At 50.2% G+C, this 217-nt stretch carries 1 protein-coding gene; it reads left to right on the top strand.

The window, feature by feature from the left end; translation table 11 throughout:
• Positions 1-29 precede the first annotated feature (29 nt).
• Positions 30-217, top strand: a 188-nt coding sequence (locus tag GSQ81_RS19795; protein ID WP_216846400.1) for a hypothetical protein, incomplete at its 3' end; no start/stop codon positions are given.

The following is a 217-nucleotide window of genomic DNA, read 5'->3' as shown; positions in this document are numbered from 1 at the left end:
GGGTGAGAGGAGTGGGAGGTTTGGTTCCAATGAGAAGAACATACGAGAAGAGCTCAATAAAGAGGAGACGCCCTCCCACGAGGTCCGAGGCAGAAGTTGAAGCGATTGTGGATCAGAGAGTGGAGGAGAAAGTAAGAGGACTGGAGCAGAGAATTCGGGAAGAAATGATGGCGAATTTTGCAATGCTTCAGCAGACAATGGGCAAACAAGCCATGGG

Origin of the sequence: Granulicella sp. L56, from assembly GCF_009765835.1 — a bacterium.
GTDB lineage: Bacteria > Acidobacteriota > Terriglobia > Terriglobales > Acidobacteriaceae > Edaphobacter.
The sequence above is the reverse complement of the archived record's forward strand: the minus strand, read 5'-3'. Positions and strand labels throughout refer to the sequence as shown.